At 36.0% G+C, this 16638-nt stretch carries 16 protein-coding genes; 13 read left to right on the plus strand and 3 right to left on the minus strand.

Annotation, left to right across the window (positions count from 1 at the left end; genetic code table 11):
- Positions 1–8: 8 nt before the first annotated feature.
- Positions 9–404, plus strand: coding sequence for a response regulator (locus ACONDI_RS03005; RefSeq protein WP_420848175.1), 396 nt, complete (start codon positions 9–11; stop codon positions 402–404).
- Positions 405–481: 77 nt separating this feature from the next.
- Here the strand turns inward: ACONDI_RS03005 and ACONDI_RS03010 are convergent, their stop codons facing one another.
- Positions 482–1159 carry a phosphoribosylaminoimidazolesuccinocarboxamide synthase gene (locus ACONDI_RS03010; protein ID WP_241080009.1) on the minus strand — a complete coding sequence of 226 codons (678 nt, stop codon included), beginning with the start codon at positions 1157–1159 and terminating at the stop codon, positions 482–484.
- A 248-nt stretch (positions 1160–1407) separates the two neighbouring features.
- On the opposite strand from ACONDI_RS03010, the gene selA reads away from it, so the two are divergent.
- The 5 genes from selA to oraE all read left to right on the plus strand — a co-directional run bounded on the left by selA (position 1408) and on the right by oraE (position 7879).
- Positions 1408–2868: an L-seryl-tRNA(Sec) selenium transferase gene (gene selA / locus ACONDI_RS03015; RefSeq protein WP_241080010.1), complete on the plus strand. Its 1461-nt coding sequence runs from the start codon at positions 1408–1410 to the stop codon at positions 2866–2868.
- Between the two features lie 38 nt (positions 2869–2906).
- Entirely contained in the window at positions 2907–3974 is a 1068-nt protein-coding gene (locus ACONDI_RS03020; protein WP_241080011.1) for a GGDEF domain-containing protein, read from the plus strand.
- Between the two features lie 209 nt (positions 3975–4183).
- A complete protein-coding gene (ord, locus tag ACONDI_RS03025) occupies positions 4184–5224 on the plus strand; it encodes a 2,4-diaminopentanoate dehydrogenase (protein ID WP_241080012.1) in 1041 nt (346 codons plus the stop codon).
- Between the two features lie 50 nt (positions 5225–5274).
- Positions 5275–5700, plus strand: coding sequence for an ornithine aminomutase subunit alpha (locus ACONDI_RS03030; RefSeq protein ID WP_241080013.1), 426 nt, complete (start codon positions 5275–5277; stop codon positions 5698–5700).
- A complete protein-coding gene (oraE, locus tag ACONDI_RS03035) occupies positions 5675–7879 on the plus strand; it encodes a D-ornithine 4,5-aminomutase subunit OraE (protein WP_241080919.1) in 2205 nt (734 codons plus the stop codon). The genes ACONDI_RS03030 and oraE overlap by 26 nt, the downstream gene beginning before the upstream one ends.
- 38 nt (positions 7880–7917) lie before the next feature.
- On the opposite strand, the gene ACONDI_RS03040 is transcribed toward oraE, so the two are convergent.
- A complete protein-coding gene (locus ACONDI_RS03040; RefSeq protein ID WP_241080014.1) occupies positions 7918–8076 on the minus strand; it encodes a hypothetical protein in 159 nt (52 codons plus the stop codon).
- Positions 8077–8129: 53 nt separating this feature from the next.
- Here ACONDI_RS03040 and ACONDI_RS03045 point away from each other — a divergent pair, with 53 nt between their 5' ends.
- From ACONDI_RS03045 to holA, 6 genes are all read left to right on the plus strand, one after another.
- Positions 8130–9572: a glutamate mutase L gene (locus ACONDI_RS03045; protein ID WP_241080015.1), complete on the plus strand. Its 1443-nt coding sequence runs from the start codon at positions 8130–8132 to the stop codon at positions 9570–9572.
- 12 nt (positions 9573–9584) lie between these two features.
- Entirely contained in the window at positions 9585–10019 is a 435-nt protein-coding gene (locus ACONDI_RS03050) for a hypothetical protein (protein ID WP_241080016.1), read from the plus strand.
- Between the two features lie 47 nt (positions 10020–10066).
- On the plus strand, positions 10067–10507 hold the full coding sequence (gene rnhA, locus ACONDI_RS03055; protein WP_241080017.1) for a ribonuclease HI: 441 nt from the start codon (positions 10067–10069) through the stop codon (positions 10505–10507).
- Between the two features lie 2 nt (positions 10508–10509).
- Positions 10510–12927: a DNA internalization-related competence protein ComEC/Rec2 gene (locus ACONDI_RS03060; RefSeq protein WP_241080018.1), complete on the plus strand. Its 2418-nt coding sequence runs from the start codon at positions 10510–10512 to the stop codon at positions 12925–12927.
- 233 nt (positions 12928–13160) lie between these two features.
- Positions 13161–14198, plus strand: a complete 1038-nt coding sequence (locus ACONDI_RS03065) for a DUF1786 domain-containing protein (protein WP_241080019.1) — start codon at positions 13161–13163, stop codon at positions 14196–14198.
- Complete coding sequence (holA, locus tag ACONDI_RS03070; RefSeq protein ID WP_241080020.1) at positions 14195–15151, plus strand: DNA polymerase III subunit delta; 957 nt, start codon at positions 14195–14197, stop codon at positions 15149–15151. Before ACONDI_RS03065 ends, holA begins: the two co-directional genes overlap by 4 nt.
- Before the next feature lie 29 nt (positions 15152–15180).
- Here holA and rpsT read toward each other — a convergent pair whose 3' ends face one another.
- Positions 15181–15462 carry a 30S ribosomal protein S20 gene (rpsT, locus tag ACONDI_RS03075; RefSeq protein ID WP_241080021.1) on the minus strand — a complete coding sequence of 94 codons (282 nt, stop codon included), beginning with the start codon at positions 15460–15462 and terminating at the stop codon, positions 15181–15183.
- Between the two features lie 147 nt (positions 15463–15609).
- Here rpsT and gpr point away from each other — a divergent pair, with 147 nt between their 5' ends.
- Complete coding sequence (gene gpr, locus ACONDI_RS03080; RefSeq protein ID WP_241080022.1) at positions 15610–16578, plus strand: GPR endopeptidase; 969 nt, start codon at positions 15610–15612, stop codon at positions 16576–16578.
- The last annotated feature ends 60 nt before the right edge of the window (positions 16579–16638 follow it).

Genomic DNA, 16638 nt, shown 5'->3' on the forward strand with positions numbered 1-16638 from the left:
TTTATTTGATTAAGATATTGATAGCTGAGGATGATTTGGCGAGCAGAAAGTTTATGCATAAGTTTTTTTCAGAATACGGGGAATGTGATTTAGTGGTAGATGGTTTAGAAGCAATTGAGGCTTATATGATGTCTATTAAAGAAGAGGAACCCTATGACTTAATTTGTTTAGATATTATGATGCCAAAGGTGGACGGAATAAAAGTTTTAAAAGCAATTAAAGAGCTTGAAGAAAAAAATAATGTTCTTTTAGCAAATAGAGCAAAAATTATTATGACAACAGCTCTTGGTGAAACGGAGCTAGTAAAAGAAGCTTTTGAACTTGGAAGTGATGCCTATGCTTCTAAGCCAATAGATCTTAAAAAAATAAAGCAGGTAATGGAGAAGCTATCGTTAATAGGGTGACAAGAATTAAGGGAGCAAATTTTTTCATGCTCCCTTGACTTATTGATTATTAACTAAATTGTCAGGCTGCTAGGTTACTATGTTACTAAGTATTTAGCTAATTCTTTTTGGGTAAGAGACCTATCACCTTCAAATACTCTCATACAATCTCCAGAAATTTCATCGATGACCACAATTTTATCATCAACTCTACCGAATTCTAGCTTAAGGTCTATCATATCAAGACCTTTTTCTTTCAAATCCTTTTCGATTATTTTTGCTACTGACTTTGTGATATTTTTAATTGAATTTACTTCTTCTTCTGTCAGCACTCCAAGACTTGTTAGAGCCTCATCATTAATCAAAGGATCTCCTCTTTCATCATCCTTTACAGTTATTTCAACTAAATAATCGAGGGTTTCTAATATTTTTCCTTCGGTAAAATGGGGATAACGCCTCAAGAAACTTCCATAAGCTTTGATTCTACATATGACCTCAAGTCCTAAAGGTTCACTTCTTTTTGCTTCCATTGTTCCATCTTCTAGGGAAGCGTCAATATAATGAGTAGGGATATCATGACTGTGTAATATATCAAAGAAGTATTTTGATACTGCTAGTGAAGATAAGCCTTTATCTTCTATTTCACCTACCACCTCATTTCCACCGGGATCTATAGTATCGCCTGTCCCCGTTACATCATCTTTAAAGTATAATACTAAATTATTTTGTTCGTTCAAAAAAACTCTTTTGGTTTTTCCTTCGTAAATCTTTTCCATCAACAATTGCCTCCTAGATATTTAATTTATCCTTTTATATTATTTTAGGTAAACTCCATAAATCCTCCATAGTGGTACAAATTTTTTTGATACGAGGCATATTACCTGATATAATGGGAAATAAGGGAAAATTGCGGGTTTATAAACCCGCTAATTTATTTATAAAACTCTAAATCTATCGTAAATTATATTTTAGTTGTAAATCATATAAAAAAATTAAACGATAGTTTTAGGGAGGAGGCAAAAATATGGGCAAAAAGCTATTAAGATATATTCCTCCTGTTCACGAACTGCTAAATCAGGATGAAATAAAAAACCTTGTCGATGATTACAATCGAGAGTTAGTTGTTGAGGAGATAAATATTCAACAGGAAGAGCTCCGTCGGGAATTGTTATCGGACGTGTTTAATTTCTCAGGAGATATATCAGTAGATATAGGTGTAGGGATTCAAAGTGAAGACCAAGAGGTGCTTTCTGAAAAAAATTACAGGCAAATCCTTGAAAGCTTATTGATTGAAAGAGTAAAAAATGGGCTTAGTCAAAGAACAGCCGAGCGGATTAAGAAAGTAATCAATGCGACGGGGACAGTAATCCATACAAATATGGGAAGAGCTCCGCTTGCTCCTGAAGTGTGTGATGAGTTATCAGAGATATCTAGAGGTTACAACAATCTTGAGCTAGACCTTGAGACCGGTGAAAGAGGCTCAAGATATACCCATATAGAAGATTTGATCACAAAGCTTACTGGAGCAGAGGCAGCCCTGGTGGTTAATAATAACGCTGCCGCTGTAATGCTCGTTCTTAATAATTTGGCCAAAGGCAAAGAGGTTATATTATCTCGGGGCGAGCTTGTTGAGATTGGTGGAAGTTTTAGGGTGCCTGATGTTATGAAACAAAGTGGTGCCATCCTTAAGGAAGTAGGTACTACAAATAAAACCCATCTTAAGGATTATGAAGAGGCAATTAATGAAGAGACTGCCATGCTATTAAGTGTTCATACATCAAATTATCGTATAATTGGTTTCACAGAAAAACCGGCTTTGGATGAAATGGCCAAATTAGCTCGTGATAATGAGCTTCCTCTTGTTAAGGACCTTGGAAGTGGTTTGTTATACAAATTAGAAGGTTATGATGAGCCTACCGTCAATGAAGTTATGTCTATGGGAGTAGATATTGCTACTTTTAGCGGTGACAAGCTTCTTGGTGGCCCTCAAAGCGGAATTATAGTAGGCAAAAAAGAATATATAGAAAGCCTCAAAAAAGATCAGCTTACAAGAGCCTTAAGAATGGATAAGCTGACTATGAAAGCACTTGAAACAACCCTCAGGTTGTATTTAGATTTTGATAAAGCAAAAGATAAGATTCCGGTTTTGGCAGCCCTGACAGCTCCACTACATGAATTAGAAGCTAAAGCAAATGAAATTGCTGCCAAATTAAAAGAGGTTTTAAGTGATGATTTTGAGATTGAAGTAGAGCCTGAGACTTCTAGAGTTGGAGGGGGAGCTATGCCGGAAGTGGAGCTTCCTACGAAGGTGGTTGCCTTAAAGAGTAGTGAAGAAACTTTAGAAAAGTTAAATGAAAATTTAAGACATAATGATCCTCCGATAATGCTTCGATTCAAAAAAGAAAAGCTCTTGATAGATCCTCGCTCTCTTTTAGAAGATGACAGCGAAAAGCTAATAAATGCTATTTCACAATTAACTAACTAGAGGATTGCTATTGAGTTGAGTTGCAAGGAGATGTAAGTATGGTCCAATATCTATGGGAAAAATATGCAACGAATAATTTTGCATTTTCGAAAGAAGACCCTGATTATAGAAGGGTTTACCTACTGAATATTATTCTAGCCCTTGGCATGGTGGTGTTAGTTTCTTTTGCCGTTTTGAATATAATTATTTTTACAATGACTTATTTAGTGATTTTGAATATATTTTCTTTTATATTATTAATTGCTATTTCAGTTTATTTTCATAAAACTCTAAACTTAGAGAAGACAGCCTTATTAACGACTTTGTTGATAATTTTAGTTTTGGTGATATATTTTCAGCTAAAAGAGTATAGGGACTATGCCTTGTATTGGATTACAGTGATTCCACCTGTTGTTTATTTTCTACTTGAAAAAAAGAAGGGTAGGGTAGTAACAGCAGTTTTTTTAGGGTTTATGTTGTTTTTTATATTGAGTAGGTATCAAGGATGGGTAGAAGAAAGCTTTACTACAGATTCAATATATAATATAGTAATAGCCTCCTTGGCGATGACTGTAATGATAGGCTATTATGAGCTAAGTAGGGAAGAAGCTTTTGCTGCCCTAAAGGAAAAGAATGAAGAACTAACTGAGATTTCCATTAAGGATACCCTAACAGGACTATATAATAGGCTTAAGTTGGACCAAGTTTTAGAATATGAAGTCAATAGAAGCAATAGAACCGGAGAGGGTTTTTCTGTGATTATGGCTGATTTGGACAGGTTCAAACTTATAAACGATACCTATGGTCATATAAAAGGGGATCATTTGTTGATCAAAATTTCAGATATCATGAGAAGTTCATGCAGGAAAATAGATATAGTAGGAAGATGGGGAGGCGAAGAGTTTTTAATTATCTGCCCGGGCGTTAATACTGCTGGAGGGATAAATTTAGCCGAAAGGATAAGAAGTAGTATTGAGAATCATCCCTTTGAAGAAGTGGGACAAGTAACTATAAGCTTAGGAGTTGCAACATATTCTCCAGGTGATACCAGGGAAACTATCGTAAAAGCCGCTGATTATGCCCTATATAAGGCAAAAGAAAAAGGTAGAAATAGAGTTGAATATTAACTAATGTATGAATTTATAACGGGTGAAATGTACGCAAATCAGAGCTAAAGTACAGACCCTATGTTTTTAACATTTCTAGCATAGGCCTGTACTTTTTTATTATTTTTTAATTTTCAAGTATTCAAAGTTTCTAATATGCTAACACTTAAAATAACAGATAAAGATAAACTGCAAAAATAATCATAAGTAAAAATGTGGGGGTATTATTCTTGGAAAACAATAAATCAAATAAAGGTATAAGAGTCGCAGTAATGGGTTTTGGCGCTATGGGAAAGGAGCTAGCAAGACTTGTAGAGATGAAACGAGGTTTAAAACTTGAGTGTATTATATCTAGAAATAGAGAAAGATGGGCAGAGGGGATTGAAGAAGGTTTTTCTGGGGAGTTATTTTATGAAAATATAGTAGATGCTTTTGATGAAACTTCACCTCAACTAGTCCTTCATGCTACGGGCTCTTTTATCAGGGAAGTATATCCACAGCTTAGAAGGCTTTTGTCTAGTGGAGTTGATGTGATAACTATAGCAGAAGAAATGGCATATCCCTTTAAAAAAGAACCTGATTTAATCGCTGAACTTGAGGAAATTTGTCGAAAAAACAGAGTGACCCTACTTGGTACTGGGATAAACCCTGGCTTTGTGCTGGATCTATTAATAATCACTATGACTGGGGCATGTAAAGAAGTTGAAAGTATTGAAGCCAAGAGGGTAAATGATTTATCGCCTTTTGGGCCTACGGTAATGAGAGGTCAGGGAGTAGGAACGACGGTTGAACAGTTTGAAGAAGGAATAAAAAGTGGTGAGATAGTTGGCCATGTTGGATTTCCTGAGAGTATTGAAATGATTGCAGCTGCACTTGGAGCTAATCTAACAAGGGTTGAAGAGTATAGAGAACCTATAGTTTCTAATACAACAAGAGAAACTCGCTATGTTAAGGTAGAGCCTGGTCTTGTTGCAGGATGCAATCATGTGGCTAGAGGATACACAGACAAAGGTGAGTTTATAGTTTTAGAACATCCTCAGCAGATAATGCCAGAAGTAGAAGGAGTAAGTACTGGAGATTTTATAAAAATAAAAGGTATACCTGACATAAATATGTCCATTGAACCTGAAATCCCTGGAGGTATAGGGACATGTTCATTAACAGTTAATATGATACCGCAGGTTTTTTCGGCTATGCCTGGAGTAGTGTCAATGAAAGACTTGCCTGTACCTGCTGCTATAAGTAACAGGGAGAGAATAACCAAGCATTGATCTAGTGCAAAAAGTTTAAGAAAAGAACTAAAGTAAGAGGAGGAGTTTTTTTGACTCACGAAAGCAATACAAGTAAAGATTTGGAGCAGAAGCGAAAATTTGAGGAGCGGAGAAAAAAATTTGCCCATATGTCAGAACAAGAAATAGAAAATAGATTTTGGATGCTTTTGGATGGGATTGTTGATCCGCTAGTTAGGTTATCTAATGATTATACTTCACCCTCGGTTGAAAGATCTGTCCTTTTAAGAATGGGCTTTAATAGTGTAGAAGCTGCCGAAATTGTTGAAGGCTGCGAAAAAAGAGGTTTGCTTGGTAAGGGTGCTGGGCATGTTGTTTTGAAATTGGCTAGAGAAAAAAATATTGATATAAAAACAGCCGGCAGCGAATTAATAGAAGGCAGAGGTTTTGATGAAGTTATGAGGATCTTCGGAGGTGAAAAACTAAGTGTCAATGTCACAAACAAACTTAATAGATAGATTAAATGTTGAAAACATTCTTGAAGATTTAGAGAGTTACTCACCAAGAAGGGTGGGGTGGAACTGGAGGAATGTAAAAAATAATCTTCAATTAGGCCCTTTTGAATACAGCCAGGTATCTGAACCTTTAAGAAATAGCCAGCCATTACCTGCTGCTGAGTTTTTTGATGATATTGATCCCCAGCCTGAACCGGTAATTACATCTGAGATAGCTTCAGGTAGATTTGAAGATGATATCAGGAGGATGAGGATGGCTGCCTGGCACGGGGCAGATCATATGATGGTTATAAGAACAGCGGGACAAAGTCACTATGATGGTCTTATAGAAGGTACCCCGGAGGGGATAGGTGGCGTTCCCATATCAAGAAAACAGCTTAGAGCTACGAGAAAAGCTTTGGATATTATTGAAGATGAGGTTGGCAGGCCTATTAATTTGCATTCATATGTGAGTGGTGTCGCAGGACCTGAAGTGGCCCTTTTGTTTGCTGAAGAGGGAGTTAACGGGGCTCACCAGGATCCTCAATATAATATTTTGTACAGGAATGTTAATATGCTTAGATCTGTAGTTGATGCTGGAGTCGCCAAAAGATTAATGGTAGCAAGCGGGATGCTTCAAATAGATGGTGCTCATAACGCAAATGCAACAACACGGGAAGCCTGGAAGGTAAAACCTGAATTATTAGTTCAGCACGGAATTAATACAGCTTTTTCGAGGAAAATTGGAATTCCAGATGAATTGATCGCCTTAAGCAGTGTTCCACCTACCGCTCCTCCTGCACCTTCATTAAAATATGATCTACCCTATGCAGTTGCTATAAGAGAGCTGTTTCCAAATAATATTATAAGGGCCCAGATGAACACAAAATATATTACCTCTGATACCAGGGAAGCAACGGTAACCCATGTGCTAAACTTAATGATTAGCCGGCTGACAAGAGCGGAGATACAAAGCACCATAACACCTGATGAAGGACGTAATGTGCCCTGGCATCACTTTAGTATCCAGGGTGTTGATACAGCCAAGCAGGCCCTTGTTGGCATGGATGGTCTTAATGAGCTTGTAAGTATAAACCGTGATGGCTTTTTGGGTGAACAGATACGTGAATATAAAGAAAGGGCAGTATTATTTCTTGAAGATATTGCTATTGAAGGAGGATATTTTAATGCTGTCCAAAAAGGCTATTTTGTAGATTCGGGTGAATATCCAGAAAGAAATAAAGATGGAATAAAAAGAGAGGTTAACGGAGGAGTAGGAGCGGAAACTATAGTAAAAAGAGAAGAAGATTATCTAGCTCCTGTTTGTCATCATTTCGGATATAACAGTGTTACACAAGAAAATATGTGCCAGGAGTACGGCGGGTGTACTCTTTGTGATAGAACCAAAATTTCATACATTGATGAACTTGATGACAACGATAATGTCAATGAAAGGCTCAATAAAACTAAAGAATATAGGACCGGTGACAAGTTCCTGCCAGAAGTAGAATGGGCGGGAGACGGGTTTGTTAGCATGAATATTTTTTTTCCCATACCTTATAGGGAAGCCGAAAGAGCCGCTGTATATATGGGTGAGAAGCTTGGTCTACAAGATGTAGAGGTTATTCATTCTGAAGCTATTCATCCAGAGGAAGGGACGTATGTTGAAATCAAAGGCCGGGTAGATTTGGAACTATATAGGTCAAACTTCACAGGTCTTAAAGAAGAAGAAAGTCTGTTAAGTGATGATGAGATAACAGAGTTTGTGAAAAATAACGGGATAAAAGTAGTTGCCGGAACAGTAGGAGAAGATGAACATTCTGTTGGTATGAAAGAAATTATAGATATTAAACATGGCGGTTTGGAAGCTTATGGGGTTGAAAGTAGATACCTTGGTACTTCAGTTCCTATAGAAAAATTAATTGATGCTTGTATTGAAGAAAATGCAAAGGCTATCTTAATAAGTACAATTATTACTCACGGAGATGTACATAAGAAAAACATGAAAAAACTGCATCAGCTAGCTACAGAAAAAGGGATACGTGACCGGGTTATTCTAGTTGCAGGAGGGCCTAGAGTGACTAACAGCATGGCAAAAGAGATTGGCCTTAATGCAGGCTTTGGCAAAAAGACAAAAGGAAAAGACGTGGCTAGCTTTTTGGTGATGGAATTGAAGAAAAGGATGACTGCTATTAAAAGTTGATTATGGTGCAAAAAGTCTATTCACATAGAAAAGTGTTTTTAATTGATACATCTAAGACTCGTCAGCAGTTGAAATAAGGCTCCCAAATCTATGAACTCATCCTGAGTTCGATTAGCTAATGACATCCTGTCATTAGGCCTTATTTCTCCTGCTTCCTCATCAAGATGTATTGCAATTAAAAACAAAACTTTGTTCATATGACTTTTTTGCACCAGAATCAAAGTTAAAATTAAGCTTAGGAGGTTTTTAAATGCCTGATATTTTTCTGGTTATAGAAGTAGGAAGCACTACTACAGTGCTTTCTCTTTTTTCTTACGAGGGGGAACTACTGTATCAATATCAATATCCAACCACAACCGAAGATATTACAGAAGGTGTTTATAGGGCCTATTCAAACATAAAAAATGCTCCTGAATTAAAAGAACGAGGCATTGAACTCGATGATAATATGGAACAGTTAGAAGTTTATGCTACAAGCAGTGCGGCAGGTGGGCTGAAGATGACAGTACACGGACTTGTCTGTGATATGACTGTTAGGGCAGCTAAGGAAGCTGCCTTTGGAGCGGGAGCAGTTATTAGTCAGATAACTGCGGGGGAGATGGATGAATATGATATAAAAAGACTGTTAGAAATAGACCCTAATATAATTCTTCTTGCAGGTGGGGTAGATTTTGGTGAAGAGGATATAGTTCTAAAAAATGCTCATAAGATAAGCAAAGCAGGCTTAAAGGTTCCTGTCATATATGCAGGTAATTCTACCTGCAGGGAAAAAATAAAAGATATCTTTGATGCAGCTAAAATACCTGTGATAGTTGTTGATAATGTTTATCCTGAATTGGATGAACTAAATATTACCCCGACTAGAAAAGCTATTCAAAAGGTTTTTCAGGAGCATATAATAAAGGGAGAAGGTATAGAAAAATTAAAAGAACTTACAGGGAAGAATATCATGCCTACGCCGGGTGCTGTTTTTGAAGGAGGGAACTTGCTGTATGAGCTAGTTGGAGACCTATTAATTATTGATGTAGGTGGAGCAACCACTGATGTTCATTCTTTTACAAACGGATCTATATTTTATGAAGATCTTTTAACATCTCCTGAACCTTTTTCAAAAAGAACTGTCGAAGGTGATCTAGGAGTTTATAAAAACGCAGTTAGTTTACTAGAGAAAATAAGGGAAACTGAAGAACTAAATCAGCTAGAAAGTGATATTGACTATGAGGAAACCTTTGGGTTTTTGGATAATTGGAGTTATATTCCACAAACTAAAGAAGAAGAGAAACTGCTAAATACCCTGACCTATGAAGCTGTTAATAGGGCCCTAAAAAGGCACTCTGGCAAAATAAAACATAGATATTCTGCTACCGGCAGAAAGAAGGTTATGGTTGGAAAAGATCTGACTGCAGTTAAATGGGTTGTTGGAACAGGTGGGGCTTTGACTTTGCAAAAAACTGGTAAAGATATACTCCGTCAAATCATAGATAGAAGTGGTAAAGATCATGATCATTACAATGATCAAGGCGGTGAAAATTTATTACCACCCAAAGATACAGAAGTTATTTTAGACAAAAATTATATTCTAGCAGCATCTGGAGTTGTAGGTAGAAGTAATAAAGACCTTGCTTTGAAAATATTAAAGAACTACTTTGTAGACACTTTAAATAAAAAGATGTATACTGGTAAAGTATACTAAAGGAGTACTATTATGGCCGGATTTGGGCTTTATCATTTATTGATTTTAAGGTTATTAATAAATTTTAATATTACCGATAAAACAAAACTCCACAATCTAATTTTTTTGGGTCTTACAAGGCTAAAAGCTCCTACTGCCCAGGAAGTGATATCTTTCATTAGGACCAAAAAAGGAGTAAGATCCCTTTTTATTGATGAGAAAATAAATGAACTTATAAGTTTTGGGTTAATAGATGAGGATTTGCAGGTTAAGGACAAAGGCAGAGAAGTATACTATAAACTTGTTTCTGCCTTAAAATATCAACCTCTTCTTAGAAATTGTGTTGAAATATCCCTTGCTAGATATGATAATTTAGAGAGTATAAATGAAGAAGTTAACTCATTTTTGCCGGTTAGGAAAAAAAGTCCGGGAGAAAAAGTATCCCTGGTGAAAATTTGGGGATATTAGATTAGTCTAGCCAAATAAATCTTTTAGTATAATAGGGGGAGAACATTATGAAGGAAGTAGTGATTTATACTGACGGGGCGTGTAGTAATAATCCTGGTCCCGGAGGCTGGGGGGCTGTTCTTATCTGGGATTCTCACAAAAAAGAGATGAGTGGTTCTTCAGAGTGGACAACCAATCAGCGGATGGAGATGATGGCTGCTATAGAGGCCCTTAAAGCCTTGAAATATCCCTGCAAGGTGAAATTACATAGTGATAGTGCTTATCTTGTAAATGGTTTTAACCAAAAATGGTATGAAAACTGGCAAAAAAACAATTGGATGACCAAGTCAAAGAAAAAGGTAGACAATCAAGATTTATGGGAGGAACTGATTGAATTAAATAATTATCACCAAATTGAGTGGATCAAGGTTAAAGGGCACAGTGATGATGAGCTAAATAATCTTTGTGATAAGCTTGCAAGAGAAGCCATCCCTAATAAGAATAAGTGAGGGTGAATTTAAAAGGCATCGGTATATTTTGCTCTTTAGGTACTATAGTGGGAATAATCTTAGCTAGAGAATTTGATTTGGCAATATATCAGATTATTTACATGGTACTGGTGCTTTTAACTTCATCTTTAGTAGTGATTTTTATAATTGCAGCTGATTACAGAATTAAGCTTAAATTTTGTTATTTAATAGTTATTTTGATTTTCGCCCTTGTGTCATTTTTAACAGCTAACTACCGTCTGGATATGTTAGATTCTTATGATAGTTTAGTTGACAAAGAAGGCGTTTTTATCGGTGAGATAAGGGGAGTTTTTTCTCGAGGTCAAAACGTAGAACACTATCCACTTAGAATAAAATCATTTAACGGTGAAAAATCAAATACCAATATTAATGTAAGGCTAAGTGAAAGGATTAGTATTATTGAAGAAGAAGGCAGGTATTTTCCTGGAGATGTTTTAAAAATACACGGTTCACTTAGATCTGTACCTTTTGCGACTAATCCTGGTGAGTTTGATTACAGGGATTATTTGTTTAGCAGGGGTAAGAGCTATTTGATTTACCCGGATGACATTGAAGTTGTAGATGCCAAATTTAGTCTTATTAGGAGTGGGGCCAGGTTAGCAGATCATTTTAAAGAGGTATTAGCTAGCAATCTACCAGAAAGGACATATTCATGGGTGAGTGCTGTTAGCTTTGGTGATCGAAGTGCACTTAATGAGACCGATAGGGAAAACTTGCAGGGCGCTGGAGCAGGTCATATAGCAGCAGTTTCTGGACTTCATTTAAGTATTATTGGGATGGGTCTTTTTAGCTTTTTAAAGAAAAGAAGCCTTGAAAAGAAGTATGCTTTTTTTATAACATTTATTGTGATTTGGTTTTATGTGACAATGGTTGGTTTTAGACCTTCGGTGCTTCGAGCCGGTATAATGTTAACTTTTTTTATTGTTATGGAGCTTTTTAAGGGTAGTGACAACAAAAAGTTTTTCTCTTCCTTTGATTCGCTTTTTTTCGCATTTAATTTTCTTTTGCTGCTTTTTCCCTGGTATTTATACAATTTGGGGTTTCAGCTTTCCTTTGGTGCTACTTTTTTTATCCTGCTTGTGTATCCTTACTTAGGTGAGATTATTGATGAGCTAAGAATTAAAGGTCTAAAAATTAGTAATTATAGCTATATTACCGAACCTATTAAAGTCTCTTTCGCTGCCCTAATAGGCGTTTTCCCGCTTTTATTGTATCATTTTAGTTATGCTTCTTTTGGCAGTTTGATAATCTCTCCTTTTATTGCTGTTATTTTACCTTTGTTAATAGTCTTGACATTTTTAGGGTCTTTTCTTGCTGTGTTTGGGCCTGTTTCTTCTTTAATATTTGCAGTTTTGAATTATGTTAGTACATATTTGATTTTGATTATAGACTTTGCGGCACAAATCTCACCAGGTCTCAAGGAAAGCTGGACATTTTTGCAGGTTTTTAGCTTTTATGGTATATTTCTTTCCCTTTTTTATCTCTTTAGGTCTTCAATGGTTATATCAAGGCTTAGAGGAGCTTTTTTTTGTTTGGGTATTTTTACAGTTGTTTTTGTATCATCTTTTCTCTATCCACTTTTTGGACGTGAATTACAGGTCGTGTTTTTAGATATAGGGCACGGGGATAGTATTTATATTAATACTCCTAATCGTAATCATATCTTGATAGATGGGGGCGGGGTACATGATGGTTCTCCTATTAGAGATGCGGGTGAGAGTATTGTTGTGCCTTTTTTGGAGAGTCAAAATATCGATAGACTAGATATAGTAGTTGCTACCCATCCTCATGTAGATCACTTTGGGGGTCTTAGAGAGGTGATTAGAAACTATGATATTAAAATTGTTGTTCTTCCTGATCTAGTTAACGATACTCCAGAATATGAGGAACTTTTATATTTAATTGATAAAAATCAGATTCAAACGCTGTATGTTGAAGAAAAAATGGAGATTTTTTTAGAAGAAGATTTAAAAATAGAGATTTTACACCCGGTCAAACCTTATTTAATTGGGACCGGTTCTGACTTGAATAATAACTCGGTTGTTTTAAGAATGAGCTATGAGGAGATGTCCTTACTTTTTACAGGGGATTTGGAAGAAGAAGGGGAAAGATTAATGTTAGGTCTTGGGGAACGACTTAGAAGTGACATCTTAAAGATAGGCCATCATGGAAGTGCTACTTCTAGTACGTCTGAATTTTTAGAAGCTGTCTCTCCTGTTATTGGAGTTATCTCTGCAGGAAGGAACTCACCCTATGGCTTTCCTTCCAAGGAGACTCTGGAGAGACTGGATGAAAATAATATCCTGCCCCTTCGAACTGACCAGTGGGGAGCAGTGGAGATAATTACTAAAGGAGAAGATATAGAGATTAATACTTTTTTGGATTATAAAATTAATTGATCAGGCTGCAAATAAAAACACTATAATTATGTGAATAGACTTTTTGCCAGCCTGAATTCATGGGTTGAGAGTTGAAAATTATAGAAAGATGTGAATTTTATTGATAAGATCAAAAAGGGAAAACTTTTATTAAACTAGAACTTTTATCTATAGAAGGAATAGACTTTTTGCTGTTGAATCAAGTTTGTGATTAAAATATAATTTCACATAAAGTTATACAAGGAGGCCAAAACATGGAACATATTCTAGCAATAGATGTGGGTAGCGGCACACAAGACATATTGATTTATGATCCTTCAAAGGAAATGGAAAACAATGTTAAACTAATCCTCCCTTCACAGACCCAGATAATATCTAGGGAAATAAATGAAGCAGCTGCTGATGGTAAGGATATTTTTTTACACGGAAAAGTGATGGGTGGAGGCGCATCGACCAAAGCTGTTAAAGAGCATTTGCATAAAGGGCTTAAAGTATATTCTACAAAAGAAGCTGCTTATACGTTTAAGGATAATCTTGATAGGGTAAAAGAGCAAGGCATAATTATCACAGAAGATCCTCCAAAAGATGCTTTGCCTATAGAGCTCAAAGATGTTGACACAGAAAATCTTTCAAAAGCCTTAGCTCATTTTGGTCTAGATGTTCCGGCTAATTATGCTATAGCTTTACAAGACCATGGTTATTCACCTGATGAGAGTAACCGTCGTTTTAGGTTTAGACACTGGGAAAAGTTTCTTGACGATGGTGGAGATATATTGAATTTAGTCTATGAGAACGAAATTCCTGATTACTTTACAAGAATGCTTGCTGTCAAAAATTATCTAGGTCAAGGGGCTTTTATGGATACGGGATCAGCAGCAATACTTGGAGCTTTAGAAGATGAAAAAGTAGAGAAAAAGTATAATGAAAGAGGCTGTCTTTTAGTTAACGTGGGTAATCAGCATACAATTGCTTTTCTAATACATAGGGGTAAGGTTTATGGAGTCTTTGAACATCATACGGGCGCACTTTCTGCCGAAACTTTGTATGGATATTTGGAGAAGTTTAAAAAAGCTGAACTCACAAATGAACAAGTTTTTGATGAAAAAGGACATGGATGTAAAATATTAGAGGAAGCCAAAGAATTTTCCTGGGACTTTACTGCTGTCACAGGACCTAAAAGAAATATGGCTGCTGATTTTGGTTACTTGGCAGTTCCCCATGGCGATATGATGTTAAGCGGATGCTATGGGCTTGTGAGAGGGGTGCTGCTTGCAAGAGGTGAAAAGAAATGACAACTTCTCTTTATTTGCTGCATGGCGAAGATAGTTTTAGAAAAAGTGAATACATAAAAAATTTAAAAAAAGAAGTTCTTGTTAACTCGGACGAAAATTTAAACTTTGATAGAGTAGATGGTGAAAAAGATGATTTGGATACCCTGCAGGATATTATTGAAAGATCTCCTTTTTTGGGAGATAGACGTTTAATTTTAATTGAAAAAGCTCCTTTTTTTGGAGGTAAATGTGAAGAAAGGGTTTTAAAATACTTAGAGAGTTATATGGACAATCCTATCTCTACTAATATTATTTTATTTGTTGTCGACAAGGTGGATAAGCGTTCTCGGTTGTTTAAAAAAATAAAAAAAAGTGGAGAAGTTATTGAGTTAAATAACCCAAGATCCTATGAGGTCGAAAGTATTGTAAGAGAGAAGATATCATCATTAGGGTTAAGCTTTAAAAAGGATGCAGTGAACTTACTTATCCAAAATACAAATGGTAATTTGGGGGTAATAGAACAAGAGCTTAACAAACTATCGGCTGTAGCAGAAGAAGATACTGTGATCACAAAAGACACTGTAGAAAAATATGTTTCATCAACTGTCGAGTCAAATATATTTAAATTTGTTGACAAGCTAGGTGATAATGATATTGAACCGGCTTTGAAACAACTAAATGATCTTTTGCTATTAGAACCTGTACCAAGGGTATACTTTATGGTGTGTAGGCAGTTTAGGCTTTTGAACAAAGCGAAAATGTTAGTACAAGATGGGTGCTCCCAGGCAGAAATATCAAAAAAACTTAAAGTTCCAGGTTTTGTTGCCCAAAAGTTAATGATACAATCAAAAAAATTTAGTTTAGAAGAGCTTAATAGCAAGATGATTGAACTTGGGGAATTGGATTATACCTTGAAAACCTCAGGGACATTTGATCAAAAATATATATTAGAAAAAGTGGTAATTAAAAAATAAAAATCTACTCGTTAAGAGTAGATTTTTATTTAGCCCGTTTGTTCTTGTTCTATATGTTTATTTAGTCTTCTTGCTAGTTTTGATTTTTGTCTGTCTGCTTTATTTCTGTGGTAAACACCCTTATTTACAGCTTTATCAAATATTTCAGAGACTTTTTTATAGTTTTCTTTTGCTTCTTCTATATTATTGTTTTCTAGAGAGCTTTCGAACTTTTTGATTGCAGTTTTTACTCTGGATTTAATCATGCGATTTCTCTGAGTTTTCGTTTCTATAACTTTTACTCTTTTCTTAGCTCCTTTTGTGTTTGGCACTGTATCACCTCCTATTTTTATATGGATCTGCGCATAAAAAAGCAAAGATATCTTATCATATAAAAATATTAAAATCAAGGGGTGGTTTTTGCATAAGTTAGATACAGAAGTAAAAGCTAAGAAAAAAGTAAAGAAGGTAGGGATAAAATGGATACAGAGCAATCTTTTAATACTGACTTGGCCATTGAAGCAGTAGAAGTGAAAGAGTTATTAGAGGCAACACCAAGAGATGAGATGAGTGGAGTTGAGACAACTACAAGTGAAGAAGAAGGAGTAACAATATCAAGAGTAAGCATAAAGACCCCAGCAGCCGAAAAAGCAATGAATAAAGCGATGGGGAATTATGTGAATATTGAAGCTGCCGGGTTAAGAGATAAAGATACTGAGCTTCAGGATAGGGTTACAGAAATTGTAGCAAGAGAACTTAAAGAGCTAGCAGGTTTTAATGATCAGATGGAGCTTTTGGTGGTTGGGCTTGGCAACTGGAACGTGACACCTGACTCAATAGGGCCAAAAGTAGTTGAAGATCTGGTTATCACAAGGCACTTATTACAATTAGTTCCTGACAGATTGGGTCCTGGATTTAGATCAATGGCCGGGATGGCGCCTGGTGTGATGGGAATAACGGGGATGGAAACAGCGGAAATAATAAAAGGGGTAGTAGAGCAGTTAAAACCCTCAATGATACTTGCTATTGACGCTCTATCTGCCAGGAATTTGGATAGATTAAATACAACCGTACAAATTGCTGATAATGGAATATCTCCCGGTTCTGGAGTGGGCAACAAAAGAATGGGAATTAATGAACAGACAATGGGAGTTCCTGTAATAGCGATGGGCGTACCTACAGTGGTTGATGCAGTAACGATAGTGAGTGATGTTTTAAGTAAATTTGACGGGTCGAGTAATAATCAACAAAATCAAAATACGGATTATAACAAATTTAGGTTAATTAATGAAACATTAAGTCCTTATGGTGGAGCTAGTAATAAACTTATGGTTACCCCAAAGGAAGTTGATTCTTTTGCCGATGATATTTCTGAAGTTTTAGCAGGATCGATAAATGCTGCTGTCCACCCCAGAGTTTCCGAAGAAGGTTCTCATAAATATTTATAACTTTTCTGGCATACCTCCCATTTTTAACATATATATATTTAAAACATATATATAATAAAA

This window comes from Natranaerofaba carboxydovora (assembly GCF_022539405.1).
Lineage (GTDB): Bacteria > Bacillota > Natranaerobiia > Natranaerobiales > Natranaerofabaceae > Natranaerofaba > Natranaerofaba carboxydovora.